3 protein-coding genes are annotated in these 26,717 nt (G+C 77.3%); all 3 read right to left on the bottom strand.

Going from position 1 to position 26,717, the window contains the following annotated elements; genetic code table 11:
* Positions 1 to 5 precede the first annotated feature (5 nt).
* Positions 6 to 5,399, bottom strand: a complete 5,394-nt coding sequence (locus tag ACFVU7_RS41630; RefSeq protein WP_388051520.1) for a type I polyketide synthase — start codon at positions 5,397 to 5,399, stop codon at positions 6 to 8.
* A gap of 141 nt (positions 5,400 to 5,540) precedes the next feature.
* Positions 5,541 to 17,051 carry an SDR family NAD(P)-dependent oxidoreductase gene (locus ACFVU7_RS41625; protein WP_388051517.1) on the bottom strand — a complete coding sequence of 3,837 codons (11,511 nt, stop codon included), beginning with the start codon at positions 17,049 to 17,051 and terminating at the stop codon, positions 5,541 to 5,543.
* Between the two features lie 29 nt (positions 17,052 to 17,080).
* Positions 17,081 to 26,542: a type I polyketide synthase gene (locus ACFVU7_RS41620; protein ID WP_388051514.1), complete on the bottom strand. Its 9,462-nt coding sequence runs from the start codon at positions 26,540 to 26,542 to the stop codon at positions 17,081 to 17,083.
* Between the last annotated feature and the right edge of the window lie 175 nt (positions 26,543 to 26,717).

Here is a 26,717-nt window from a genome sequence, read left to right as displayed (position 1 = left end):
CTTCCTCAGACGCCTGCGGGGTCCACCGAGGTGCCCAGCGCCAGTTCGACCAGGTCCGTGATGTCCATGCCGTCGATCTCGGCCGCCCGGGCCTCCTCGGCGGCCTGCTCCTCGTCGGTGCCGCCGTCGGTGCCGCCGTCGGCCTCCGCCTCGGGCAGCAGCAGCGCCCGCATCCGCTCGGCCAGCGCGCCGGCCGTCGGGTAGTCGAAGACCGCCGTCGCGGGCAGCCGCAGACCGGAGGCCTGGTAGAGCCGGTTGCGCAGCTCCACGGCCGTCACCGAGTCGAACCCGAGCTTGCTGAACGGGAGTTCGGGATCGACCTGCTCGGCCGAGGAGTGCCCGAGCACCCCGGCGATCTGGGCCCGGACCAGGTCGAGCGCGGCACGGCGGCGGTCGGCCCCGGAGAGCGCGGCCAGCCGTTCGGCCAGCCGGCCGCCGTCCTCCCCGGTACGGGACCGGGCGGCGCGCCGCGCGGCCGGCCGGACCAGCGCGCGCAGCAGGTGCGGCACCGGGGTCCGCCCGCGCAGCACCGCGAGGTCGAGCGCGGCCGGCACCACCAGCGGGGCGGGGACGGCCAGCGCCTCGTCGAACAGGGCGAGCCCGTCCCGCTCGGACAGCGGCACCGTGCCGCCCCGGCTCATCCGCTCCAGCTCGGCCTCGCCCAGGTGACCGGTCATGCCGCTGGGCTGCGCCCACAGGCCCCAGGCGAGCGACTGCGCGGGCCGCCCGGCCGCCCGGCGGCGGGCCGCGAGCGAGTCCAGGTAGGCGTTGGCGGCGGCGTAGTTGCCCTGGCCGGGGCTGCTGAAGGTGGCGGCGGCGGAGGAGAACAGGACGAAGGCGGCCAGGTCCAGCTCCGCGGTCAGCTCGTCCAGGTGCGCGGCGGCGTCGAGCTTGGGCCGCAGCACCCGGGCGAGGGCCTCGGGCGTCAGGGTCTCGACCACGGCGTCGTCGAGGACGCCGGCGGTGTGGATGACGGCGGTGAGGGGGTGGTCGGTGGGGATGTCGGCGAGCAGTGCGGCGAGTTGGTCGCGGTCGGCGGCGTCGCAGGCGGTGACGGTGACGGTGGCGCCGAGGGCGGTGAGTTCGGTGGTGAGCTCGGCGGCGCCGGGGGCGTCGGGTCCGCTGCGGCTGGTGAGCAGCAGGTGGCGGGCGTCGTGTTCGGTGACGAGGTGGCGGGCGAGCAGGGCGCCGAGGGTGCCGGTGCCGCCGGTGACCAGCACCGTCCCGGCCGGGTCGAGCGGACGGAGGTCGGCGGTCGGGGTGGCCCGGACCAGCCGGGGGGCGAACAACTCGCCCTCCCGGACGGCCAGTTGCGGCTCGCCGCAGGCCAGCGCGGCGGGCAGGACGGCGGCCGCGTCGGCGGTGCCGTCGAGGTCGACCAGGACGAACCGGTCGGGGTGCTCCGCCTGCGCGGAGCGGAGCAGGCCCCAGAGCGGGGCGTGGACCAGGCCGGGCACCGGGTCGCCTGGGGTGGCGGCGACCGCGCCCCCGGTCAGCACGGCCAGCCGCGTCCCGGCGAACCGCTCGTCGGCGAGGAACTCCTGGAGCAGGCCGAGGACTTCACCGGTCACCCGGTGGGCTTCCGCCGGGGACCCGCCGTCGGCCGGCGGCGCGGGCAGGAGCAGGACCTCCGGCCCGCCGGCGGCCCCGGCCAGGGAGTCCAGGCGGTCGAGTCCGGCCAGGCCGTCCAGCCGGAGCCCGGGGACGGCCCGGTCGTCGCCGAGCACCGCCCAGCGCTCGGCCCGCCCGCCGTCGCCCGGCGCGACCCGGGCCCACTCGACCCGGAAGAGCGCGTCCCGCTGCCCGCGCCGGGCGGCCCGCAGCTGACCGGCGGAGATCGTCCGGACGGCCAGCGAGGCCACCGAGGCGACCGGGGCGCCGGTCTCGTCGAACAGGGCCAGCGACACCGAGTCCGGCCCGGTGGGGGAGACCGTCACCCGCAGCGCCGTGGCGCCGGTGCCGTGCAGGCGGACGCCGCTCCAGGCGAACGGCAGGCCGTTGCCCTCGGCCGCGCCCTCCCGGCGGGCCAGCCCCATGCCGTGCAGGGCGGCGTCCATCAGCGCGGGGTGCAGGCCGAAGCGGTCCGCGTCGGCGTGCGCCTGCTGCGGCAGCCGGACCTCGGTGTGCACCTGCTCGCCGAGCCGCCAGGCCCGGGTCAGGCCCCGGAACACCGGGCCGTAGCCGTAACCGGCCTGTTCCAGGCGGTCGTAGAAGCCGTCCAGGTCGACGGGGGCGGAACCGGCCGGCGGCCAGGGCCCGCTCTCGGCGGGAGGCTGGGCGTCGTCGGCGGCGAGCAGACCGCCGGCGTGCCGGGTCCACGGCTCGCCGTGCGGGGTGTCCTGGGGGCGGCCGTAGACGGCCACCGGCCGCAGGCCGGACTCGTCGGCCGCGCCGACCACGGCCTGCAGGACGACGGCGCCGCGCTCGGGGAGGATCAGCGGGACCTCGATGGCCAGGTCCTCGACCAGGCCGCAGCCGACCTCGTCACCGGCGCGGACGGCCAGCTCCACGAAGGCCGTACCGGGCAGCAGGACGGTGCCGGAGACGGCGTGGTCGGCCAGCCACGGGTGACTGCGCAGCGACAGCAGGCCGGTGAGCACCACCCCGTCGCCCTCGGCCAGCGGCAGGGCCGCGCCGAGCAGCGGGTGGTCGGTGGCGCCGAGGCCGGCGGCGGTGACGTCCCCGGTGCCGGAGGAGGGCTCCAGCCAGTAGCGCTCGTGCTGGAAGGGGTAGGTGGGCAGGTCGACCGGGCGGGCGCCGACCGAGCGGCCGGAGAGGTCCACCGCCACGCCGCGCACCCAGAGTTCGGCGGCGGAGGCCAGGAAGGCGGTCGGGCCGCCGTGGTCGCGGCGGAGCGTGCCGCAGGTGACGGTGGGGGCGGTCGCCTCGTCCAGGGTCTCCTGGAGTCCGGGGGTGAGGACGGGGTGGGGGCTGATCTCGACGAAGGTGGTGAAGCCCTCGGCGAGCAGGGCGCGGACGGCGGCCTCCAGCTGCACCGGGTGGCGCAGGTTGCGGTACCAGTACGCGGCGTCGAAGGCGGCGGTGTCGGTCCAGCGGCTGTCCAGGGTGGACCAGAACGGGACCTGCGGGGGCCGGGGGCGCAGGTCGGCCAGGGCGGTGAGCAGGTCGTCCTGGATCCGCTCGACGTGGGCGGAGTGGGAGGCGTAGTCGACGGGGATGCGGCGGGCGCGGATGCCGTCGGTGGTGAGGCGTTCGACGAGTTCGTCGAGGGCGTCGGCGTCTCCGGCGACGACGGTGGAGCTGGGGCCGTTGACGGCGGCGATCGAGATGCGGTCGTGCCAGGGGGTGAGGTCGATGTCCCCGGCGGGCTGGGCGATGGAGACCATGCCGCCGTTTCCGGCGATGGCGGTGATGGCCTGGGAGCGGAGGGCGACGGTGCGGGCGCCGTCCTGGAGGGTGAGGGCGCCGGCGACGGTGGCGGCGGCGATCTCGCCCTGGGAGTGGCCGATGACGGCGTCGGGGTGGACGCCGTACGCCTGCCAGAGGGCGGCGAGGGAGACCATGACGGCCCAGAGGGCGGGCTGGACGACGTCGACCCGGTCGTAGCCGGGTGTGCCCTCGGCGCCGCGCAGGACGTTGATGAGGTTCCAGTCGGTGAACTCGGCGAGGGCGTCGGCGCATTCGGTGATCCGCGCGGCGAACACCGGCTCGCTGTCGAGGAGTTCGACGGCCATCCCGGCCCACTGCGAGCCCTGGCCGGGGAACACGAACACCGTGCGCCCGGTCACGTCCGCCGTACCGGAGGCGAAGTCCCCGAGGGCGTCGTGGAGTTCGGCGGTGGTGGCGCCGACCACCGCCGCGCGGTGGACGAAGTCGGAGCGGGACGAGGCCAGCGAGGAGGCGAGGTCGGCGGGGACGAGCGCCGGGTCGGCGGCGAGCAGCTCGCGCAGCCGCGCGCCCTGGTCCCGGAGCGCGGCCGGGCTCTTGGCGGAGAACGCCAGCGGAACCGGGCCGGTCGGCGCGCTCGACGGCTCAGGAGCCTCGTCCGACGGGGCCTCGACCGGCGGGGCCTGCTCCAGTACGACGTGGGCGTTGGTGCCGCTGACGCCGAAGGAGGAGACGCCGGCCCGGCGCGGGCGGCCGGTCTCCGGCCAGGCGCGCGCCTCGGTGAGCAGGTCGACCGACCCGGCCGTCCAGTCCACGTGCGGGGTGGGCTCGTCCACGTGCAGGGTGCGGGGCAGCACGCCGTGCTGCATGGCCAGCACCGTCTTGATCACCCCGGCCACGCCCGCGGCGCACTGGGTGTGGCCGATGTTGGACTTCACCGAGCCCAGCAGCAGCGGGAGTTCGCGCTCCTGGCCGTAGGTGGCGAGCAGTGCCTGGGCCTCGATCGGGTCGCCGAGGGTGGTGCCGGTGCCGTGCGCCTCCACCACGTCGACCTCGGCCGCCGCCAGCCGGGCGTCGGCCAGCGCGTGCCGGATCACCCGCTGCTGGGAGGGGCCGTTGGGGGCGGTCAGGCCGTTGGAGGCACCGTCCTGGTTGACGGCGCTGCCGCGGATCACGCCGAGCACCCGGTGCCCGTTGCGGCGCGCGTCGGAGAGCCGCTCCAGCATCAGCATGCCGACGCCCTCGCTCCACGCGGTGCCGTCGGCGGCGCCCGCGAAGGCCTTGCAGCGGCCGTCCGGGGCCAGCCCCTTCTGCTGGCTGAACAGCACGAACATGCCGGGGTTGGACATCACCGTCACGCCGCCGGCCAGCGCGGTGGTGCACTCGCCCTGGCGCAGCGAGCGGGCGGCCCAGTGCAGCGCGACCAGCGAGGAGGAGCAGGCGGTGTCGACCGAGACCGCCGGGCCCTCCAGGCCGAAGTGGTAGGCGATCCGGCCGGAGGTGACGCTGGAGGTGGTGCCGGTGCCCAGGTACAGGTCCACGCCCTCCGGGATGTCCGAACCGGTGCCGTACAGCTGCGAGGTGGTGCCGACGAAGACGCCGGTCCGGCCGCCGGCCAGCGACTGCGGGTCGATGCCCGCGCGTTCCACGGCCTCCCAGGAGGTCTCCAGCAGCAGCCGCTGCTGCGGGTCCATCGCCAGCGCCTCGTTCGGGCTGATGCCGAAGAAGCCCGCGTCGAAGCCGGCCGCGCCGTCCAGGAAGCCGCCGTGGCGGGTGTAGCTGGTGCCGGCGGCGCCCGGATCGGGGTCGTACACCGAGTCGAGGTCCCAGCCGCGGTCGGTCGGGAACTCGGAGATCGCGTCGGCCTCGTCGACCAGGAGCCGCCACAGCCCCTCGGGGCTGCGCACGCCGCCGGGGAAGCGGCAGGCCATGCCGATGATCGCGATCGGCTCGTGGCGCTCGTCCTCGAGCTCCTTGAGCCGCCGGTGGGCCTTACGGGTATCGGCCACCGCCCGCTTGAGGTACTCGCGAAGCTGGTCTTCGTTGGCCATCTCAGATCACTTTCCTGCGGCGGAGTGGTGGCTGCCGGGGCGTCCGGCTCCGGGGCGGGCGCGGCCGCGTCCGGGCGTGTCCGGGGGGCCGCCGGGCCGTGCCCCGGAGGGGGGCCGGCCCGGCGGCGGGGGGGTCCTGGATCAGTCCAGGGAGTCGACGAGGGCGAAGAGCTCGTCGTCGGAGGCGGCGTCGAGGTCGCTGTCGTCCCCGGCCAGGCCGGCCGCGGAGGCGTCCGGGCCGTCCAGGCGGTCGAGCAGGGCCCGCAGGCGCGGCGACAGGCCGTCGAGCGCGTGGCCGTCCGCCAGCCGCCGCTCCAGGGCGGCCTCCAGCCGGTCCAGCTCGGCGAGGACGGGCTCCTCCCGGGGTGCTCCCTCCCGGGGCAGCCGCCCGTCGAGGAAGCCGGCCAGCGCGGCCGGGGTCGGGTAGTCGAACACCAGGGTGGCCGGCAGCCGCAGCCCGGTCGCCTCGTGCAGCCGGCTGCGCAGCTCCACGGCGGTCAGCGAGTCGAAGCCGATCTCCTTGAACGCCCGGGTGGCCTGTACGGACTCCGCCGAGGCGTGTCCGAGTACGTCGGCCACCTGGGTGCGCACCAGGTCGAGCAGGGCCCGGGTCCGGTGCTCCCCGGTGAGGCCGGCGATCCGGCGGGCCGGGTCCTGGCCGGCGCCGGTCTCGGCGGCCCGCCGGCCGGTGGCGCGGACCAGGCCGCGCAGCATCGGCGGCACCTCCGCGCCCCGGAAGGCGGCCGGGTTCAGCCGGACCGCGACGGCCAGCGGGTCGGCGCCGGTCCGGGCGGCGTCGAACAGCTCCAGGCCCTGCTCCGCCTGGAGCGGCGCCATCCCGCCGCGGGCCAGCCGGCCGAGGTCGGCCCTGCCGAGCCCGCCCGCCATGCCGGCGTGCGCCGGGTCGTCGAGCTGCCACGGGCCCCAGGCGATCGCGGTGCCCGGCAGGCCGTCGGCGCGGCGGCTGCGGGCGAGCGCGTCGAGGAAGGTGTTGGCGGCGGCGTAGCCGGCCTGGCCGGCGGCGCCGAGCACCCCGGCGACGGAGGAGAACAGGACGAAGGCGTCCAGGTCCCGGTCGGCCGTCAGCTCGTGCAGGTTGACCGCGCCGTCGACCTTGGGGCGCAGGACGGTGGCGACCCGCTCGGGGGTGAGCGCGTCGAGCACGCCGTCGTCGAGCACCCCGGCGGTGTGCACCACGGCGGTGACGTCGTGCGCGGAGAGCAGCGCCGCCAGGGCCGTCCGGTCGGCCGCGTCGCAGGCGGCGAGGGTGACCTCGGCGCCGAGCGCGGTGAGTTCGGCGGTGAGCTCGTCCGCGCCCTCGGCCCGGGGGCCGCCGCGGCTGGTGAGCAGCAGGCGGCGGACGCCGTGCGCGGTGACCAGGTGGCGGGCGACCAGCCGGCCGAGCGCACCGGTGGCTCCGGTGACCAGGACCGTGCCGTCCGGGCGCAGGGCCGGGGCGGTGGCGTCGCCGGTCGCGTCGGCGGCGGTGGTGGCCCGGGCCAGCCGGGGCGCGGAGACCGTGCCCCGGCGGACGACCAGCTGGGGCTCGTCGGTGGCCAGCGCGGCGGGCAGGACGGCGGCGGAGGCCTCGTCCCCGTCCAGGTCGACCAGGACGAACCGGCCGGGGTGCTCGGCCTGGGCCGAGCGGACCAGGCCCCAGAGCGGGGCGTGCGCGAGGTCCCGGAGGTCGGCCCCGGCCGCGTGCCGGGTGACGAACACCAGCCGCGAGTCGGCGAACCGCTGGTCGGCGAGCCACTCCTGGAGGAGGGTCAGCGCCCGGCCGGTGGCGGCGTGCACCCGCTCGGCGAGCGGGCCCTCGCCCCCGGCCGTCCAGGGCACCAGGACGGTGTGCGGGGCGGCCGCGCCGAAGGCGGCCAGGTCCGGCCGGCCCGGCAGGCCGAAGGCCGGCTCGCCGAGTACCGCCCAGTCGGCCGTGGCCGGGGCCGCCGGGAGCCGCAGCTCGGCCGGCTCGACCCGGTAGAGCGCGTCCCGGCCGCCCGTACCGGCCCCGGTGATCGCCTCCGGCGAGACCGGACGCATCACCAGGGACTCCACCGAGGCGACCGGCGCGCCGGTGGCGTCGGCGATGGCGAAGGCCACCCCGCCGGTGCGGGCCGGGGTGAGCCGGGCCCGGACGGCGGCGGCGCCGGAGGCGTACAGCTCGACGCCCGTCCAGGCGAAGGGCAGCCGGCCGTGCGGGGCCTCGTCGGTGGAGATCCGCTCCAGCAGGGTGGAGGCGGCCATCGCCTGGAGCACCGCGTCGAACATGCCGGGGTGGATGCCGAACCGGGCGGCCGCCGTACGGCCCTCCTCGGGCAGCGCGACCTCGGCGAAGACCTCGTCCCCGCGCCGCCAGAGCGCCGTCAGACCGGCGAACAGCGGCCCGTACGCGAAGCCGGTCTCGGTGGCCCGCCGGTAGAAGCCGGTCAGGTCGACCTGCTCCGCGCCGGCCGGCGGCCAGGCCCGGAGGTCGAAGTCCGGGGCGCCGGCGCCGGTGCCGAGCACCGCGTCGGCGTGGTGGGTCCACTCGCCCTCGGGGGCGTCCTCCGGCCGCGAGTGCACGGCCAGCGGGCGCCGGCCCGCGGCGTCGGCCGGGCCGACCCGCAGCTGGAGCAGCACGCTGCCGGTGCGCGGCAGGACCAGCGGCGCGAGGTGGGTGATCTCCTCGACCCGGTCGCAGCCCACCTGCTCGGCGGCGTGCAGGGCCAGCTCGGCGTAGGCGACGCCGGGGACGACGGTGCGGCCCATCACCCCGTGCTCGGCGATCCACGGGTGGGTCCGCTCGGAGAGCGAACCGGTGAACAGGAAGCCCGTGCCGTCGGCCAGTTCGGCCATCGCGCCGAGCATCGGGTGCTCGGGCGAGCCGAGTCCGGCCCCGGCCAGGCCGACCGGGCCCCCGTCGTCCTCCAGCCAGTACCGCTCGCGCTGGAAGGCGTACGTGGGCAGCTCGGTCCGGCGGGCGCCGGGCAGCAGCCGCGACCAGTCGACCGCGGCGCCGCGCAGCCGCAGCGCGGCCAGCGCCTCGACCAGGGACTGCTCCTCGGGCCGGTCCCGGCGCTGGGCGGCGATCAGCGCGAACCCGGAGCCGGGCAGGCTCTCCCGGCCGGCCGCGGTGAGCACCGCGTCCGGGCCCAGCTCCAGGAAGGTGGTGACGCCCCGCTCGGCGAGCGCGAGCAGCGTGTCGTGGAAGCGGACGGCCTCGCGGACGTGCCGCACCCAGTACTCGGGGTCGGTGGCCTCGGCCGGCAGCGGGATCCGCGGCTGGTGGTAGGTCAGCGACTCGGCGACGGCGCGGAACTCCGCCAGCATCGGGTCCATCAGCGGGGAGTGGAAGGCGTGGCTGACCCGCAGCCGCCGGGTGCTGCGCCCGCGCTCGGCGAGCGCGGCGGCGACGGCCAGCGCCGGCTCCTCCGGTCCGGCGATCACCACGGCCTCGGGGCCGTTGACCGCGGCCAGCGAGACCTGCCCGGTGAGCAGCGGCCGGACCTCCTCCTCGGTGGCGCGGACCGCCACCATCGCACCGCCGGAAGGCAGTTGCTCCATCAGCCGGCCGCGGGCGGCGACCAGCGCGGCCGCGTCGGCCAGCGACAGCACCCCGGCGACGTGGGCCGCGGCCAGTTCGCCGACCGAGTGGCCGGTGACGAAGTCCGGCCGCGCGCCGAAGGATTCGACCAGGCGGTAGAGGGCGACCTCGACGGCGAACAGGGCGGGCTGGGTCCAGCCGGTCCGGTCGAGCAGCTCGCCCTGCTGGAACACCACCTCGCGCAGCGGCCGCTCCAGGTGCCGGTCCAGCTCGGCGCAGACGGCGTCGAAGGCGTCCGCGAACTCCGGGTAGGTGTCGTACAACTCCCGGCCCATGCCGGGGCGTTGGGAGCCCTGGCCGGTGAAGAGGAAGGCCGTCTTCCCGGTCGCGGCGGTGCCGCGCGGGCCGCGGCCGGCGGCCAGGGCCGCCAGGCCGTCCAGCAGGCCCTCGCGGTCCCGGGCGACCACCGCGCCGCGGTGCGGCAGCGCCGCCCGGGCGGCGGTCAGCGAGTGGGCGAGGTCCGGCAGGACGGCCTCCGGGCGCTCGGCCAGGAAGGCGGCCAGCCGCTCGGCCTGGGCGGAAAGCGCCTGCTCGGAGCGGGCCGAGAGGAGGAACGGCAGGGCGCCGTGCCCGGTCGGCGCGGCCGGCGGGGGCTGCTCCTCGGGGGCCTGCTCGACGATGACGTGGGCGTTGGTGCCGCTGATCCCGAAGGAGGAGACGCCGGCCCGGCGCGGGCGGCCGGTCTCGGGCCACTCCCGCTCCTCGGTGAGCAGCTCGACCGATCCGGCCGTCCAGTCGACGTGCGGGGTGGGCTCGTCCACGTGCAGGGTGCGGGGGAGCACCCCGTGGTGCATCGCCAGCACCATCTTGATGATGCCGCCGACCCCGGCCGCGGCCTGGGAGTGCCCGATGTTGGACTTCAACGAGCCCAGCTGGAGCGGCAGTTCGCGGCCCTGGCCGTAGGTGGCGAGCAGGGCGTTGGCCTCGATCGGGTCGCCGAGCCGGGTGCCGGTGCCGTGCGCCTCGACGGCGTCGACCTCGGCCGGAGCCAGGCCGGCGGCGGCCAGCGCCTCGCGGATCACCCGCTCCTGCGCGGGGCCGTTGGGGGCGGTGAGCCCGTTGGAGGCGCCGTCCTGGTTGATCGCGGTGGCCCGGACGACCGCCAGCACCGGGTGCCCGTTGCGGCGGGCGTCCGACAGCCGCTCGACCAGCAGCACGCCCACGCCCTCGGCGAAGCCCGTACCGTCGGCGGAGGCGGCGAAGGCCTTGCAGCGGCCGTCCGCCGACATGCCGCCCTGGCGGTCGAACTCGGCGAACAGGCCGGGCGTCGACATCACGGCCACACCGCCGGCCAGCGCCAGGTCGCACTCGCCGCGGCGCAGCGCGGCCGCCGCCAGGTGCAGCGCCACCAGCGAGGAGGAGCAGGCGGTGTCCACGGTGATCGCCGGGCCTTCGAGCCCGAAGGTGTACGCCACCCGGCCGGAGATCACGCTGGCCGCGCTGCCGTTGCCCAGGTAGCCCTCGACCTCGCCGGGGACGCGGCGCAGCCGCGAGGCGTAGTCCTGGCCGCTGGTGCCGGTGAACACGCCGACCCGGGTGCCGTGCACCGAGGCCGGGTCGATGCCCGCCCGCTCGAAGGCCTCCCAGGAGGTCTCCAGCAGCAGCCGCTGCTGCGGGTCCATGGCGAGCGCCTCGCGCGGGCTGATCCCGAAGAAGGCCGCGTCGAACTCGGCCGCGTCGTGCAGGAACCCGCCCTGGCCGCCGGGCTCCCAGCCGCGGTCGGCCGGGAAGCCGGTCAGGGCGTCGCCGCCGGCCCGCAGCAGCCGCCACAGGTCCTTGGGCGAGCCGACCCCGCCGGGGTAGCGGCAGCCCATCGCGACGATCGCGATGGTGTCCTGGTCGCCGTCCCGGGCCGTCGCGCCGGTGGCCGCGGCCGGTCCCGCGGTCGCCGGGGCCTGCTCGTCGAGCAGCCGGGCGCGCAGGTGGCGGCCGAGCGCGGTCGGGCTCGGGTGGTCGAAGACCAGGGTGGCGGGCAGGCGCAGCCCGGTCGCGGTGCCGAGCCGGTTGCGCAGCTCCACCGCCGTCAGCGAGTCGAAGCCGAGGTCCTTGAACGCGCGGTCCGCGTCGATCGCCTCCGCCGAGCCGTGCCCGAGCACCGAGGCCGCGTGGCCGCGGACCAGGTCCAGCAGCAGCTCCGTACGGTCCGCCTCGGGGAGGGCGGCCAGCCTGCGGGTCAGCGCCGAGCCGCTCGGCCCGGACACCGCCTCGGCCTTGCGCCGGGCCGGGGCCCGGAGCAGGCCGCGCAGCAGCGCCGGGACGGGGCCCCGGCCGCGCCGGGCGGACAGGTCGAGGTCGGCGGGCAGCAGCAGCGGCTCGTCCAGCAGGGCGGCCGCGTCGTACAGGGCCATGCCGAGCTCCGAGCCGAGCGGGGTCATGCCGCCCTCGCTCATCCGCTCGACGTCCCGGGCGTCCAGGTGCCCGGTCATGCTGCTGCGCTGCTCCCACAGGCCCCAGGCGAGCGCGGAGCCGGCCAGGCCGCGGGCCCGGCGGTGCTGGGCGAGGGCGTCCAGGAAGGTGTTGGCGGCGGCGTAGCCGCCCTGGCCCGCGCCGCCGAGCACACCGGCGGCGGAGGAGAACAGGACGAAGCAGGCCAGGTCCCGGTCGAGCGTCAGCTCGTGCAGGTTGAGCGCGCCGTCGACCTTGGGCCGCAGCACCGCGTCGATCCGCTCCGGGGTGAGCGAGCCGATCACGCCGTCGTCGAGCACCCCGGCGGTGTGCACCACGCCGGTGAGCGGGTGCGCGGCGGGGATGTCCGCGAGGACGGCGGCGAGCCGGTCGCGGTCGGCGGCGTCGCAGGCGGCGACGGTCACGGTGGCGCCGAGGGCGCGGAGTTCGGCGGTGAGTCCGGCCGCGCCGGGGGCGTCGGCGCCGGTCCGGCTGGTGAGCAGCAGGTGGCGGACGCCGTGCTCGGTGACCAGGTGGCGGGCGAGCAGGGAGCCGAGGGTGCCGGTGCCGCCGGTGATCAGCAGGGTGCCGTCCGGGTCGGGGGCGGGCGGCACGGTCAGTACGACCTTGCCGGTGTGCCGGGCCTGGCTGACGTACCGGAAGGCGTCGACCGAGCGGCGGACGTCCCAGGTGGTGATCGGCAGCGGCCGCAGCACGCCGGCCTCGAACAGGTCGACCAGCTCGGCGAGCATCGCGGCGATCCGCTCCGGGCCGGCCTCGAACAGCTCGAAGGCGCGGTAGGCGACGCCGGGGTGCCGGGCGGCGACCTCCTCGGCGTCCCGGATGTCGGTCTTGCCCATCTCGACGAACCGGCCGCCGCGGGGCAGCAGGCCGAGCGAGGTGTCGACGAACTCCCCGGCGAGGGCGTTGAGCACGACGTCCACGCCGCGCCCGCCGGTGGCCGCCAGGAACTCGCGGCCGAAGTCCAGGGTGCGGGAGCCGGCCAGGTGGGCGTCGTCCAGGCCGAGCGGCCGCAGCGCGTCCCACTTGCCCTGGCTGGCGGTGCCGTACACCTCGGCGCCCAGGTGGCGGGCGAGCTGGACGGCGGCCATGCCCACGCCGCCGGCGGCGGCGTGCACCAGGACGGACTCGCCGGGGCGCAGCCCGGCCAGGTCCTTCAGCGCGTAGTAGGCGGTGAGGAAGACGATCGGGGTGGACGCGGCCTCGGTGAAGTCCCAGCCCCGGGGGATCCGGACCAGCAGCCGGTGGTCGGTGACCGCGGTGGTGCCGAAGGAGCCGGCGAACATGCCCATCACCCGGTCGCCGGGGGCGAGCGCGGTGACGTCCCCGGCGACCTCCAGGACGACGCCGGCGCCCTCGTTGCCGAGCAGGCCGGCCTGGCCGGGGTACATGCCGAGCGCGTTGAGCACGTCGCGGAAGTTGAGGCCGCCGGCCCGCAGGGCGACCCGGACGTGGCCGGGGGCGAGCGGCTCCAGGGTGTCCGGACAGGCGGCCAGGACGAGGTTGTCCAGGGTGCCGCGCCCGGTGGTGTCCAGCCGCCAGGGCTCGCCGGCGGGCGGGGTGAGCGCGCCGGAGGTGGCCGCGCGGGCCAGCCGGGCGGCCAGCACCGTCCCCTCGCGCAGGGCGAGTTGGGGCTCTCCGGTGGCGAGGGCGGCGGGCAGCGCGGCGGCCGAGGCGGCGGTGCCGTCCAGGTCGACCAGGACGATCCGGTCCGGGTTCTCGGACTGCGCGGAGCGGACCAGGCCCCAGAGCGGGGCGCAGGCCAGGGCGGTGACGGCCTCGCCGGGGTGGGCGGCGACGGCGCCGCTGGTGGCCAGGACCAGGCGGGACCCCGCGAAGCGGTCCTCGGCCAGCCAGGCCTGGAGCAGCTCCAGCACCCGGTGGGTGACGGCCCGGGCCTGGTCGGCGGTGCCGCCGTCGGCCGGCGCGTCGACCGGCACCAGGACGGTGGCCGGCACCTCGGCGGGCAGCGCGTCCAGGCCGTCGGTCCGGTACGGCTCGACGGTGTCCTCGGGCAGCGGGACGGCGGTCCAGTCGATCCGGAACAGCGAGTCGGGGGTGGCGGGCCGGGCGGCCGTGCCGACGGCGCCGATCGGGCGCAGCACGAAGGAGTCGGCGGTGGCCACCGGGGCGCCGGACCGGTCGGCGACCAGCAGCGAGACGCTGTCCCGGCCGGTGCGGCTGAGCCGCACGCGCAGCTCGGCCGCGCCGGAGGCGTGCAGGGTCACCCCGCTCCAGGCGAACGGCAGCAGGTTCAGGCCCTCGCCGCCGTCCACGGCGCAGCCCAGCGCGTGCAGGGCGGCGTCCAGCAGCGCCGGGTGCAGCCCGAAGCGCTCGGCCCGGGAGCGCTGCTCCTCGGGCAGCCGGACCTCGGCGTAGATGTCGTCGCCGTCCAGCCAGGCGGCCCGCAGACCGCGGAAGGCCGGGCCGTAGCCGAGACCGCCCGCGGCCAGCCGCTCGTAGTAGCCGTCCAGGTCGACGGCGGTGGCGCCGGCCGGCGGCCAGGCCGTCAGGTCCTCGGCGGCGGCCGGTGCGGCGGCCTGGGCGAGCCAGCCGCTGGCGTGCCGGACCCAGGGCGCGTCCAGCGGCGCGTCCTCCCGGAGGGAGTGGACGGTGACCTCGCGCCGGCCGCTCTCGTCGGCCGGGCCGACCCGCACCTGGAGGGCGATCCCGCCGGTCTCCGGGAGCACCAGCGGGCTCTCCAGGGCGAGTTCGTCGACCCGGTCGCAGCCGGCCTGGTCGCCCGCGTGGACGAGCAGGTCGAGGAAGGCGGTGCCCGGCAGCAGGACCGAGCCGAGCACGGCGTGGTCGGCCAGCCAGGGGTGGGTGCGCAGCGAGAGCCGGCCGGTGAGCAGCAGGCCGTCGTCGTCGGCGAGGGTGAGCGAGGCGCCGAGCAGCGGGTGGTCGGCGGAGCCGAGGCCGAGGTCGACGGCGTCCCCGCCGGAAGCGGTGGCCTCCAGCCAGTACCGCTCGTGCTGGAAGGGGTAGGTGGGCAGGTCGGTCCGTCGCGCGCCGGGGAAGACGGCCGGCCAGTCGACCGTGCGCCCCCGGACGTGCAGGGCGGCGAGCGCCGAACGGAACCGGGCGGGGCCGCCGTGGTCGCGGCGCAGGGTGCCGGCCGCGACGGCGGTGGCCTCGGCGGCGTCCAGGGTGTCCTGCACGGCGGAGGCGAGCACCGGGTGCGGGCTGACCTCGACGAAGAAGGCGTGGCCGTCGGCGGCGAGGGCGCGGACGGCCTCCTCCAGCCGGACGGTCCGGCGCAGGTTGCGGTACCAGTACGCGGCGTCCAGCCGGACGGTGTCCAGCCAGGCGTCGTCCACGGTCGAGTAGAACGGCACCTCGGAGGTCCGGGGGGCGACCGGGGCGAGCAGGGTGAGCAGCTCGTCCTGGATCCGCTCGACGTGGGCGGAGTGCGAGGCGTAGTCGACGGGGACGCGGCGGGCGTGGACGCCCCGGGCGTCGAGGGCGGCCTGGAGCTCGTCCAGGGCGTCGGCGTCCCCGGCCACGACCGTGGACGAGGGGCCGTTGACGGCGGCGACGGAGATCCGGTCCTGCCAGGGGGTGAGGTCGATCTCCCCGGCGGGCTGGGCGACGGAGACCATGCCACCGGCCCCGGCGATGGCGGTGATGGCCTGGGAGCGCAGGGCCACGACCCGGGCGCCGTCCCGGAGGGAGAGCGCGCCGGCGACGGTGGCGGCGGCGATCTCGCCCTGGGAGTGGCCGATGACGGCGTCGGGCTGGACGCCGTACGCCTGCCAGAGGGTGGCGAGGGAGACCATGACGGCCCAGAGGGCGGGCTGGACGACGTCCACCCGGTCGTAGCCGGGGGCGCCCTCGGCGCCGCGCAGGACGTCGAGGAGCTTCCAGTCGGTGAACTCGGCGAGGGCGTCGGCGCATTCGGTGATCCGGGCGGCGAACACCGGCTCGCTGTCGAGGAGTTCGACGGCCATCCCGACCCACTGCGAGCCCTGGCCGGGGAAGACGAAGACGGTCTTGCCGGTCACGTCGGCCGTGCCGGAGACCAGTCGGGCGGGCTCCTCGCCGGCCGCGAACGCCTCCAGGGCGGCGGCGAGTTCGGCGCCGTCCGCGGCGACCACGGCCGCGCGGTGGGCGAACTGTGTGCGGGAGACGGCGAGGGAGAGGCCGAGGTCGGCCGAGGCTGCCTCGGTGTCCAGGTGGTCGCGCAGGCGGCGGGCCTGGTCGCGCAGCGCCTGGTCGGTCTTGGCGGAGAGGAGGAAGGGCAGGGCGCCGTGCCCGGTCGGTGCGGCCGGCGGGGGCTGCTCCTCGGGGGCCTGTTCGAGGATGACGTGGGCGTTGGTGCCGCTGACGCCGAAGGAGGAGACGCCGGCCCGGCGCGGGCGGCCGGTCTCCGGCCACTCCCGGGCCTCGGTGAGCAGCTCCACCGCGCCCGCCGACCAGTCCACCTGCGAGGACGGCGCGTCCACGTGCAGGGTCCGCGGCAGCAGGCCGTGCCGCATGGCCAGCACCATCTTCATCACGCCGGCCACCCCGGCGGCGGCCTGGGTGTGCCCGATGTTGGACTTCACCGAGCCGAGCAGCAGCGGCCGTTCGCGGTCCTGCCCGTAGGTGGCCAGCAGGGCCTGGGCCTCGATCGGGTCGCCGAGCCGGGTGCCGGTGCCGTGCGCCTCGACGGCGTCCACGTCGGTGGTGGAGAGCCGGGCGTTCTCCAGGGCCTGGCGGACGACCCGCTGCTGGGAGGGGCCGTTGGGGGCGGTCAGACCGCTGGACGCGCCGTCCTGGTTGACGGCGCTGCCGCGGACCACCGCGAGCACCGGGTGGCCGTTGCGGCGGGCGTCGGAGAGCCGCTCCAGCAGCAGCATGCCGGCGCCCTCGCCCCAGCCGGTGCCGTCCGCGGCCTCGGCGAACGCCTTGCAGCGCCCGTCCGCGGCGAGCCCGCGCTGCTTGGAGAACTCCACGAAGGACAGCGGGGTCGACATCACCGTGACCCCGCCCGCCAGAGCGAGCGAGCACTCGCCCTGGCGGAGCGCCTGGACGGCGAGGTGGAGGGAGACCAGCGAGGCGGAGCAGGCGGTGTCCACGGTGACCGCCGGGCCCTCGAGGCCGAAGGTGTAGGAGATGCGGCCGGAGACCACACTGGCGCCGATGCCGGTCGCCAGGTACCCCTCGGCCGCCTCCGGGGCCCTGGTCACCAGCGCCGCGTAGTCCTGCCCGTTGGTGCCGGCGAAGACGCCGGTCCGGCTGCCGCGCAGCGACCGCGGGTCGATGCCGGCCCGCTCGAAGGCCTCCCAGGAGGTCTCCAGCAGCAGCCGCTGCTGCGGGTCCATGACCAGTGCCTCGCGCGGGCTGATCCCGAAGAACCCCGCGTCGAACCGCGAGGCCCCGTACAGGAACGCGCCCTCGCGGACGTACGAGGCGCCGGTGCCGTCGGCGTTGCCGCCGAGCAGCCGGTCGGTGTCCCAGCCGCGGTCGGCGGGGAACCCGCCGACCGCGTCACGGCCGTCGGCGAGCAGCCGCCACAGCTCCTCGGGTGTCCCGACGTCGCCGGGGAAGCGGCAGCTCATCGCGACGATCGCGATCGGCTCGTGCTCCGCGGCCTCCAGCTCGCGGACCCGCTGACGCGTCCGCCGCAGGTCTGCGGTCACCTTCTTGAGGTAATCGACGACCTTGTCATCCGTCGGCATTGCACACCTTCCAGGCAGCGGTTGTCCGCTCAGAGGCCGAATTCCGCATCTATCAGGGAGAGCACCTCATCCACCGATGCGGCTTGCAGTTCGAGGTCCGCCTCGACAGTGGCAGCCGCACCCGGGGCCGGGACACCCCTGACCGCCACCCCTGCACCCCTGAACTCGCGCCACTTGGCCAGCAGGGTCTCCAGCCTGACGGTGACCCGGCGGCCGTCCTCGTCGTCCAGCCCGGCGTCCGTGAGCGCCGCCTCCAGCGCGTCCAGCCCGGCGAACAGGTCCGGTTCCCCGGCGGTGTCCTCCACCGGGGCCAGCCGGCCCGCCAGCAGGGCGGCCAGCGCCACCGGGTCCGGGTGGTCGAAGAGCAGCGTGGCGGGCAGCGGGAGGCCGGTGGCGCCGCCGAGGCGGTTGCGCAGTTCGACCGCCGTCAGCGAGTCGAACCCCAGCTCCAGGAACCCCTTCCGGGGCTCCACCGCCTCCGGCCCGCGGTGCCCGAGCACCTCGGCGGTGAGCCGGCGGACCAGCTCCAGCAGGACGCGTTCGCGCTCCGCCCCGGAGACGCCGGCCAGCCTGGCCGCCAGCGCGTTCCCGTCCTCGGCCGCGGCGGCCGGGCCGTCCCGCTCCGGGGCCAGCGCCCGGACGGCCGGGAGCTCGGCGAGCAGCCGGCTGGGCCTGGCCGCGACGAACCCCGGCGCGAACCGGGACCAGTCCACGTCCACCACGGCGACCGCGGTGTCGCCCTGGGCCAGCGCGGCGTCCAGGGCGGCCAGCCCCGACTCCGGCGCCAGCGGGGTCACCCCGGTGCGCCGGGCGCGCTCCAGCACCTCGCCCCCGGCGGCCATGCCGCCCTCGTCCCACGGCCCCCAGGCCACCGCGGTGGCGGGCAGGCCGAGGGCCGCGCGCCGCTCGGCCAGGGCGTCCAGGTAGGCGTTGGCGGCGGCGTAGTTGGCCTGCCCGGGGGCGCCGAGCGTGCCGCTGAAGGAGGAGAACAGCACGAAGGCCGCCGGCTCCAGGTCCAGGGTCAGCTCGTGCAGGTGGCGGGCCGAGGCGGCCTTGGCCCGCAGGACGGTCGCCAGCCGCTCCGGGGTCAGCGCGTCGATCACGCCGTCGTCGAGCACCCCGGCGGCGTGCACCACCGCGGTGAGCGGGTGCTCGGCCGGGATGTCCGCGAGGAGCGCGGCGAGCCGGTCGCGGTCGGCGGCGTCGCAGGCCGTGACGGTCACGGTGGCGCCGAGGGCGCGGAGTTCGGCGGTCAGGTCGGCCGCGCCCGGGGCCCCGGGCCCGCTGCGGCTGGTGAGCAGCAGGTGGCGGACGCCGTGCTCGGCGACCAGGTGGCGGGCCAGCCGGGCGCCGAGCGCGCCGGTGCCGCCGGTGATCAGCACCGTGCCCTCCGGGTCCCAGCCGGGCGCGTCGCCGCGCCGGGCCGACGGCGCGGGCAGCAGCCGCCGCCCGTACAGGCCGTCGGGCCGCACCGCGACCTGGTCCTCGCCGGACGCGCCCGTCAGCAGCGCGGCCAGCCGGTCCCCGGCCGGGCCGTCGAACTCCTCCGGCAGGTCCACCAGGCCGCCCCAGCGGTCGGGGTGCTCCAGCGCGGCGGCCCGTCCCAGGCCCCACAGCGCGGCCTGCGCCGGGCTCGCGACCTGCCCGCCGACCGTCACGCCGGCCCGGGTCGCGCACCAGAGCGGGGCGTCCGGGGCGAGGTCGCCGAGGGCCTGGAGCAGCGCCACGGCGCCGGAGGTGACGGTGTGCTCGTCGGCGCCGTCCGCGAGGGCCAGCAGCGAGAGCACCCCGGTCGGTGCCGTGCCGTCCAGGGCCTGCCGGAGCGGGCCCGCCAGGGTGCCGCGGTCGAGGCCGTCCGGGCCGACCGTCACCCGCAGCAGGTCCGCACCGTGCCGTTCCAGCGCCGCCAGGGCGCCCTCGACGGCCGCCGGGGCGCCCCCGGCGGGCAGCACGGCCAGCCAGCTGCCCGCCGGGCGGTCGGCCCGCGGCAGGATGGCCGCCGGCTCCGGGAGCCGCTGCCAGCCCGCCCGGTAGCGCCAGGAGTCGAGCCGGGAGCCGTCCCGCTTGCGGTGGCGCCAGGAGGACAGCGCGGGCAGCACCTCGCCCAGCGAGCGCTGCTCCTCCTCGGCCAGCCGGAGGCTCGCGCCGAGCGCGGCCAGGTCCTGCTGCTCGACGGCCGCCCAGAAGGCGGTGTCCACCGGGTCGGCCGCCGGGGCGGGGCCGTCCAGCCAGAACCGCTCGCGCTGGAAGGCGTAGGTGGGCAGCTCCACACGGCGGGACGCGGCGGCTCCGGCCGCGGCGAAGAAGGCCGGCCAGTCCACCTCCGCGCCGAGCGTGTGCAGCGCGCCGACCGCCCGGACCAGGGCCGCGGCCTCCGGCCGGTCCCGGCGCAGCGCGGGCAGCAGGGCGAAGCCGCCCTCGGGCGCCGCCACGGCCAGGCAGTCCTGGCCCATCGCGGTCAGCACGCCGTCCGGGCCCAGCTCCAGGTACCGGCTCACCCCGTCGGCGGCCAGCCGCCGGAACACGTCGTCGAAGCGGACGGCGGCACGGATCTGGCCGACCCAGTACTCCGCCGTGCACAGCTCCTCGGCGGCCACCGGGCGGCCGGTGCCGGAGACCACCGGGATCCGCGGCTCGTGGTACGTCAGCGCCGCCGCGACCTCGCGGAACTCCGCCAGCATCGGGTCCATCAGCGGGGAGTGGAAGGCGTGGCTGACCCGCAGCCGCCGGGTGCGGTGCCCGGCGTCGGCGAGCTGCCCGGCGATCCGCAGGACGGCCTCCTCCGGGCCCGCCAGCACGGTGGCGCGCGGGCCGTTGACGGCGGCCACGGCCACCTCGCCACCGAGCAGCGGCAGCACCTCGGCCTCGGCGGCCTCCACGGCCACCATCGCGCCGCCGGAGGGCAGTCGCTCCATCAGCCGGCCGCGGGCGGCGACCAGCGTGGCGGCGTCGGCCAGCGACAGCACCCCGGCCGCGTGCGCGGCGGCCAGCTCGCCGACGGAGTGCCCGGCCAGGAAGTCGGGCCGCACGCCCCAGGATTCGACCAGGCGGTAGAGGGCGACCTCGACGGCGAACAGCGCCGGCTGGGTCCAGCCCGTACGGTCCAGGGGTTCGCCGCCCTCGGCGATCACCTCGCGCAGCGGGCGCTCCAGGTGGCGGTCCAGCTCGGCGCAGACCTCGTCGAACGCCGCCGCGAACACCGGGTACGCCGCGTACAACTCGCTGCCCATGCCCACGCGTTGGGCGCCCTGGCCGGTGAAGAGGAAGGCCGTGCGGCCGGGGGAGGCCGTGCCGCGCACCAGCTCGGGCGCCGCTTCGCCGGCCGCGAGCGCCTCCAGTCCGGCCCGCAGGCCGTCCGGGTCGGCGGCCACCAGGGCCGCGCGGTGGGTGAACTGTGTGCGGGAGACGGCGAGGGAGAGGCCGAGGTCGGCCGAGGCGGCCTCGGTGTCCAGGTGGTCGCGCAGGCGGCGGGCCTGGTCGCGCAGGGCCTGGTCGGTCTTGGCGGAGAGGAGGAAGGGGAGCGCGCCCGGTGCGGGAGCCTCCTCGGCGGGCACCTCGTCGGCGGGCTGCTCCTCGGGGGCGTGTTCGAGGATGACGTGGGCGTTGGTGCCGCTGACGCCGAAGGAGGAGACGCCGGCCCGGCGCGGACGGCCGGTCCGCGGCCACTCCCGCTCCTCGGTGAGCAGCTCCACCGCTCCCGCCGACCAGTCCACCTGCGAGGACGGCGCGTCCACGTGCAGGGTGCGCGGGACGGTGCCCCGGCGCATCGCCTCGACCATCTTGATCACGCCGCCGACCCCGGCCGCGGCCTGGGTGTGGCCGATGTTGGACTTCAACGAGCCCAGCAGCAGCGGCCGTTCACGGTCCTGGCCGTAGGTGGCCAGCAGTGCCTGCGCCTCGATCGGGTCGCCCAGCCGGGTGCCCGTGCCGTGCGCCTCCACTACGTCGACCTCGGTGGCGGCCAGCCCGGCCCGGTCGAGGGCCTGGCGGATCACCCGCTCCTGGGAGGGGCCGTTGGGGGCCGTCAGCCCGTTGGAGGCGCCGTCCTGGTTGACGGCGCTGCCGCGCAGCACCGCCAGCACCGGGTGCCCGTTGCGCCGGGCGTCGGAGAGCCGCTCCAGCAGCAGCATGCCGACGCCCTCGCCCCAGCCGGTGCCGTCCGCGGCCTCGGCGAACGCCTTGCAGCGCCCGTCCGGCGCCAGCCCGCGCTGGCGGCTGAACTCGATGAACGAACCCGGCGTCGACATCACCGCGACGCCGCCGGCCAGGGCCAGCGAGCACTCGCCGGAGCGCAGGGCCTGGCCCGCCAGGTGCAGCGCCACCAGCGAGGAGGAGCAGGCCGTGTCCACGGACACCGCCGGGCCCTCCAGGCCGAGGGTGTAGGCGATCCGGCCGGAGGCGACGCTGGCCGAACTGCCGTTGCCCAGGTAGCCCTCCACCTCCTCCGGGACGGTGCTGAAGCGGGCCGCGTAGTCGTGGTACGAGATGCCGGTGAAGACGCCCGTCCGGCTGCCCCGCGCCGACACCGGGTCCACGCCCGCGTGCTCGAAGGCCTCCCAGGAGGTCTCCAGCAGCAGCCGCTGCTGCGGGTCCGTCGCCAGCGCCTCGCGCGGGTTGATCCCGAAGAACGCCGCGTCGAACCCGGCCGCGTCGTACAGGAACCCGCCCTCGGAGGCGTAGCAGGTGCCGGGCTGCTCGGGGTCGTCGCTGAACAGCGCGGCGGTGTCCCAGCCGCGGTCCTGCGGGAAGCCGCCGACGGCGTCCCGGCCCTGGGCGACCAGCTGCCACAGCTCCTCGGGCGAGCCGACCCCGCCGGGGTAGCGGCAGCTCATCCCGATGATCGCGATCGGCTCCCCGGCGTCCACCGGGCCGGCGGCCGGGGCGGCCGCCGAGCCGTCCTCGCCGAGCAGTTCGCCGAGCAGCCGGGCGGCCACCGCCTCCGGGGTCGGGTGGTCGAACAGCAGGGTGCTCGGCAGCCGCACCCCGGTCGACCGGGCGAGCCGGTCGCGCAGCTCCACCGCCGTCAGCGAGTCGAAGCCCTGCTCCTGGAACGGGCGGACCACCTCGATCCCGTCGGCCGTGGGGTGGCCCAGGACCTCCGCCGCCAGGCCGCTCACCAGCTCCACCAGGGAACGGGAGCGCTCGGCGACCGGCAGGCCGGCGAGGGCGGAGCGCAGCGCCGAGGCGGCGTCGTCGGCGGGCGCGGGTCGCTCCTCGGCGCGCTCCAGCTCCCGCACCTCGGCCAGCGCGCCCAGCAGCGGGCTCGGCCGGACGGCGGTGAAACCGGGGTGGAAGCGCGACCAGTCGACCTCGGTGACGGTCACGGCCGTGTCGTCCAGGTCCAGCGCCTGCCGCAGGGCCGCGACCGCGAGGTCCGGCGCCAGCGCGCCGAGGCCCATCCGCCGCAGCGGCCCCTCCTGACCGGCCGACATGCCCTCCCCGGCCCACGGGCCCCAGGCCACCGAGGTGGCCGTCAGGCCACGCGCCCGGCGCTGCTCGGCCAGCGCGTCCAGGAACGCGTTCGCCGCGCCGTACGCGGCCTGGCCGCCGCCGCCCCAGACCCCGGCGACGGAGGACATCAGCACGAAGGCGTCCAGCTCCTGCCCGTCCAGCAGCTCGTCCAGGTGCGCCGCTCCGGTCACCTTGGCGGCGCCGGAGGCGGCCAGCGCGTCCGCGTCGAGCTCGCGCAGCGGGCCCATCGCCCCCGAGCCGGCCGCGTGCACCACGGCGCTCAGCGGGCCGAGCCCGTCCAGCAGCCCGGCCAGCGCCGCGCGGTCCGCGACGTCGCAGGCCGCCACCGTGACCCGGGCGCCCAGCGCGGACAGCTCGGCCTCCAGCGCGGCGGCCCCGGCGGCCGCACCGCCCCGACGGCCGGTCAGCACCACGTGCTCCGCGCCGTTCGCGGCCAGCCAGCGCCCGATCCGGGCCCCCAGCGCGCCGGTACCGCCGGTCACCAGCACGGTGCCGCGCGGCCGCCACTCGCGGCCCGCCGCGCCACCGGCCGCCCGGACCAGGCGGCGCGCGTACAGCCCGTCCGCCCGGACGGCGGCCTGGTCCTCGCCGGATCCGCCCGCCAGTACCGCGGCCAGCCGGTCGGCCGCCTTGCCGTCCACCGTCTCCGGCAGATCGACCAGGCCGCCCCAGCGCACCGGGCACTCCAGCGCCGCCACCCGGCCCAGGCCCCACAGCTGCGCCTGCGCGGGGCTGACCCGGTCGCCCGTCCCGGCCGCCACCGCGCCCCGGGTCGCGCACCACAGCGGCGCGTCCAGCCCGGCCTCGTCCAGGGCGTTCAGCAGCAGCACGGTGTCGGGCAGCGCGGCCGGCACCCCGGGCCGCGCCTCCCGCTCGTCCAGGGCCAGCAGGGAGAGCACGCCGTCCGGCTGCCGCTCCCCGGCGGCGGCCCGCAACCGGGCGGCCAGCCCGGCACGGTCCTCGCCCTCGGCCGCCGCGACGGTCAGCACCCGCGCGCCGCGGGCCCGCAGCGCGGACAGCGCGCCGCCGGTGCCCTCCTCCGTCCAGCCGGCCGGCAGGACGGCCAGCCAGTCGCCGGAGAGCACGGGCGGGGCGGCCGGGTCGGCGAGCCGCTGCCACTCGACCCGGTAGCGCCAGGAGTCCAGCAGCGAACGGTCCTGGCGCTCGCGCCGCCAGGAGGAGAGCGCGGGCAGCAGGTCGCCCAGCGAGCGCTGCTCCTCCTCGGCCAGCCGGAGGCTCGAACCGAGGGCGGCCAGGTCCTGCTGCTCGACGGCGGCCCAGAAGGAGGCGTCCGCCGGGTCGGCGGCGCCCGCGACGGGCACGGCGTCCAGCCAGAAGCGGCGGCGCTGGAAGGCGTAGGTGGGCAGGTCGACCCGGCACGCGCCGGAGCCGGCGAAGAACGCCGCCCAGTCGGCCCGCACCCCGCGCCCGTGCAGCGCCGCCACGGCGGACACGGCGGTCCGCACCTCGGCCCGGTCGCGCCGCAGCACCGGCACGAAGGCCTCGTCGGCGTCGTCGCCGTGGTCCCGGCCCATGGCGGTGAGCACGGCGTCGGGGCCGAGCTCCAGGAAGGTGGTGACACCCTTCGCCCGGAGCGCGTCCACGGCGTCGTGGAAGCGGACGGTGTGGCGGGCGTGGCGGATCCAGTAGTCGGGGTCGGTGAGGTGCCCGGTGGTGGCGGGTTCGCCGGTGAGGGTGGAGACGATCGGGACGGCGGGGGCGTGGTAGGTCAGCTCGGCGAGGACGTCGCGGAACTCGTCGAGCATCGGTTCCATGAGCGGGGAGTGGAAGGCGTGGCTGACGCGCAGCTCGCGGGCCTTGTCGAACTGTGCGGCGACGGCCCGGACTTCGGTGGCGTCACCGGCGATGACCAGGGAGCGGGGGCCGTTGACGGCGGCGATCGAGACCCGCTCGGTGAGCAGCGGCAGGACCTCCTCCTCCGTGGCCCGGAGCGCCACCATGGCGCCGCCGGAGGGGAGGTGCTCCATCAGACGGGCACGGGCGGTGATGAGCCGGGCGGCATCCGGAAGGGACAGCACCCCGGCCACGTGGAAGGCCGCGACCTCGCCGATCGAGTGCCCGGCCAGGAAGTGCGGCCGGACGCCCCAGGATTCGACCAGGCGGTAGAGGGCGACCTCGACGGCGAACAGCGCGGGCTGGGTCCAGCCCGTACGGTCCAGGAGTTCGCCGCCCTCGGCGATCACCTCGCGCAGCGGGCGCTCCAGATGTTGGTTCAGCTCGGCGCAGACCTCGTCGAACGCCGCCGCGAACGCCGGGTACGCCGCGTACAACTCGCTTCCCATGCCGGTGCGTTGGGCGCCCTGGCCGGTGAACAGGAACGCGGTCTTGCCGGTCGTCGTCGCGGTGATCCCGTCGCCCTCGGCCACCGCGGCCAGCCCGGCGGCGAGTTCGGCGCGGTCCGCGGCGACCACGGCGGCCCGGTGGGCGAACCGCGCGCGGCCGGTGGCCAGCGAGTAGGCCAGGTCGGTGAGGTCCAGCCCGGGGTCCGCGTCCAGCCGGGCGCGCAGCCGGGCGGCCTGCTCCCGCAGCGCGGGGACGGTCTTCGCCGACAGCAGGTGCGGGGCGAGCGCGGGCGCCGTACCGGCCCGCGCCTCGGCCTCCGGGTCGGCCGGGGCCTCCGGCGCCTGCTCGACGATGACGTGGGCGTTGGTGCCGCTGACGCCGAAGGAGGAGACCCCGGCCCGGCGCGGGCGGCCGGTCTCCGGCCAGTCCCGGGCCTCGGTGACCAGCTCGACCGACCCGGCCGTCCAGTCCACCTCGGGCGTCGGCTCGTCCACGTGCAGGGTGCGCGGGACGGTGCCCCGGCGCATCGCCTCGACCATCTTGATGATGCCGCCGACCCCGGCGGCGGCCTGGGTGTGGCCGATGTTGGACTTCAACGAGCCCAGCAGCAGCGGCCGTTCGCGGTCCTGGCCGTAGGCGGCCAGCAGCGCCTGGGCCTCGATCGGGTCGCCGAGGGTGGTGCCGGTGCCGTGCGCCTCCACCACGTCCACCTCGCCGGCCGCCAGCCCGGCGCTCTCCAGCGCCTGCCGGATCACCCGCTGCTGGGCGGGACCGTTCGGCGCGGTCAGCCCGCTGCTCGCACCGTCCTGGTTGATGCCCGAGCCGCGGACCAGCGCCAGCACCGGGTGCCCGTTGCGCCGGGCGTCGGAGAGCCGCTCCAGCAGCAGCATGCCGACGCCCTCGCCCCAGGCCGTGCCGTCCGCGGCGGCGGCGAAGGACTTGCAGCGGCCGTCCGGCGCCAGCCCGCGCTGGCGGCTGAACTCCACGAAGCCGGCCGGGGTCGAGAGCACCGTGACGCCGCCGGCCAGGGCCAGCGAGCACTCGCCGGAGCGCAGGGCCTGGCCCGCCAGGTGCAGCGCGACCAGCGAGGAGGAGCAGGCGGTGTCCACGGTGACGGCCGGGCCCTCCAGGCCCAGCGCGTACGCCACCCGGCCGGAGGCCACGCTGCCGGCGCTGCCGTTGCCCAGGTAGCCCTCCACCTCCTCGGGAACGGACTGGAAGCGGGCCGCGTAGTCGGCGGTCGCGATACCGGCGAACACCCCGACCCGGCTGCCGCGCACCGAGGTCGGCGCGATCCCGGCCCGCTCGAAGGCCTCCCAGGAGGTCTCCAGCAGCAGCCGCTGCTGCGGGTCCATGGCCAGCGCCTCGCGCGGGCTGATCCCGAAGAACGCCGGGTCGAACTCATCGGCCCGGTGCAGGAAGCCGCCCTCGCGGACGTAGCTGGTGCCCGGCGTCTCCGGGTCGGGGTCGTACAGCGCCTCGACGTCCCAGCCCCGGTTGACCGGGAAGCCGGAGATCGCGTCCACACCCCCGTCGACCAGCTGCCAGAGCTCCTCGGGCGAGGTCACCTCGCCGGGGTAGCGGCAGGCCATGCCGACGATCGCGATCGGCTCGCGGCCGGCGTCCACCAGCTGCCGGTTCTCCCGGCGCAGCCGCTGGATCTCCTTGAGGGAATCCCGGAGTGCCGCGACGACTTCCTGGGGTGCTGCGTTCATCACAAATCTCCGTACATCAAGCTCAGGTCGGGGCTAGGGGGGCGGGGGTGGCCCCCCGGGGGACCGGGGGGCGGAACCGGGGCCCCCCGGGGGTTTGGGGGGGCCCCGCGCGCCCCGCCCGCCCATAAACAGGGGGGGAGACAACGCAGCCCCCCCCCCCCGCGGGGGCCCGGGC

It is taken from the genome of Kitasatospora sp. NPDC058046 (assembly GCF_042885595.1).
In the GTDB taxonomy this organism is placed as follows: domain Bacteria; phylum Actinomycetota; class Actinomycetes; order Streptomycetales; family Streptomycetaceae; genus Kitasatospora.
This window is presented reverse-complemented; position numbering and strand designations above follow the sequence as displayed.

What these genes read in the sequence shown, in the direction of transcription:
- ACFVU7_RS41630 (WP_388051520.1), bottom strand. Translation starts at nt 5,399, where the DNA reads ATGGCCAACGAAGACCAGCTTCGCGAGTACCTCAAGCGGGCGGTGGCC.
- ACFVU7_RS41625 (WP_388051517.1), bottom strand. Translation starts at nt 17,051, where the DNA reads ATGCCGACGGATGACAAGGTCGTCGATTACCTCAAGAAGGTGACCGCA.
- ACFVU7_RS41620 (WP_388051514.1), bottom strand. Translation starts at nt 26,542, where the DNA reads ATGAACGCAGCACCCCAGGAAGTCGTCGCGGCACTCCGGGATTCCCTC.